The sequence below is a fragment of the Blautia sp. MB18-30 genome, assembly GCF_023669475.1.
GTDB classification, from domain to species: Bacteria; Bacillota; Clostridia; order Lachnospirales; family Lachnospiraceae; genus Blautia_A; species Blautia_A fusiformis.
This window is the reverse complement of record NZ_JAMOYY010000085.1, coordinates 1-1,542: the sequence shown is the minus strand read 5'-3', so window position 1 is coordinate 1,542 and position 1,542 is coordinate 1. Positions and strand designations below refer to the sequence as shown.

The window sequence follows — 1,542 nt, the reverse complement described above, 5'->3', positions numbered from 1 at the left end:
ATATTGAATATTCTCCTATTTTAATTTCATTATTATTTTAGGGCATAAAAATTTCAATATAGTAACAATCTTTGTTTTAGGATTAAATGTCTTTCCTATTAAAAATTTTTTCATATATTTATGTGCATTAGATTTATAATATAAATTTATATTTTCATTATTAAATCTATAAACGTTGCAATAAGCTTCACTCAGTTCTCTTACATAAATAGATATTATCATCTCCTTAACACTTAAATCTAAATCAATGCTCTCGCCTATTATTGTTTCCCACACTTTAACAATATCAAATCTTTTGTCTTCAACCGACTGTATTTCGCTATGTAAAGCACTTCCAGAATGGATCAAATAATGATACATTTTTTTTGGATCAGATATAATCGTTTTACAATATTTTATATATCTAAATACAAATAACAAATCTTCTCCTACTCTAATATCCGTTTCAAATTGTAAATTATGCTCATTAACAATTTTACGTTCAAACATTTTCGCCCATACTGTGCCATTAATTCCTTTTGGCGATAATATTTTTTTTAATGCCTCATTTTGAGACAATAATTTTTTATGATATTTCTCATCTTTCACTTTTTCTACTTTATAATCATTATATTCAGAAATATAACTTCCAATAACTAAATCTGCATCTCGATCTTCTGCACATAAAACATATTCCTCTACATATTCAATATCAATCCAATCATCAGCGTCTATAAAACATAGATATTTTCCAGTTGCTATTTTAATTCCTGCATTACGAGCCTTTGACACTCCTTCATTATTCTTTGAAATGCAAATTACTCTATTATCTTTTTCACAATATTTTTGACATATTTTTTTTGATGAATCTACAGATCCATCATTAATTAAAATCACTTCAATATTTTTATATTTTTGATTGAGAACTGCATCTATACATCTATTCATATATTTTTCTGCATTATAAATTGGAATGATTACAGAAACTAATGGCATTTCAATCATCCTTATCCCCCATACTTTATAAAGTAACTATAAGCCTATTCCACTTTTCAATAATTTTCTCTATATTAAATCTGTCCAAATCTTTCCTGGAATTTTCCGAGAATTTTTTTCTCAGTTTCTCATCTAATAACAATTCTAATAATTTTTCTGAAAATTCTCTCTCATTTCCTTCTTCAATTAAATATCCGTTAATTCCATTATCAATTAACTCGGCTGGTCCTTCCTTACAATCAAAGCTTACACACGGAAGTGCTTTTGCTTGAGCTTCCATCAACGCTAAAACAAATCCTTCATATCTCGATGAAAGAACAAAAACTGATGAATTAATATATTCTTTTTCAATGTCAACTGAATAACCTTTTAAATAGATATTTTTTAAATTTAAATTTTTAATTTGATCTTGTAATTGTTTTCTTAACGGTCCCTCACCAAATATGTCTAATTTCCAATCTGGTACTTTTTCTTCAATCCTTGACCATGCATTAATAAGCATATCAAAACCTTTTTGCTCATCTAATCTTCCAACAGCAATAACTCTTTTTACATTAATATTTGCAC

The 1,542-nt window shown here is 26.8% G+C and carries 2 protein-coding genes; both read right to left on the bottom strand.

The features are described from left to right. Window positions 1-15: 15 nt before the first annotated feature. Window positions 16-984: a glycosyltransferase family 2 protein gene (locus tag NCY57_RS16600; RefSeq protein WP_114002257.1), complete on the bottom strand. Its 969-nt coding sequence runs from the start codon at window positions 982-984 to the stop codon at window positions 16-18. Between the two features lie 16 nt (window positions 985-1,000). Further along, window positions 1,001-1,542 (bottom strand): glycosyltransferase (locus tag NCY57_RS16595; protein ID WP_250789871.1); only part of this gene is annotated, 542 nt, incomplete at its 5' end.

What these genes read in the sequence shown, in the direction of transcription:
- NCY57_RS16600 (WP_114002257.1), bottom strand. Translation starts at nt 984, where the DNA reads ATGATTGAAATGCCATTAGTTTCTGTAATCATTCCAATTTATAATGCA.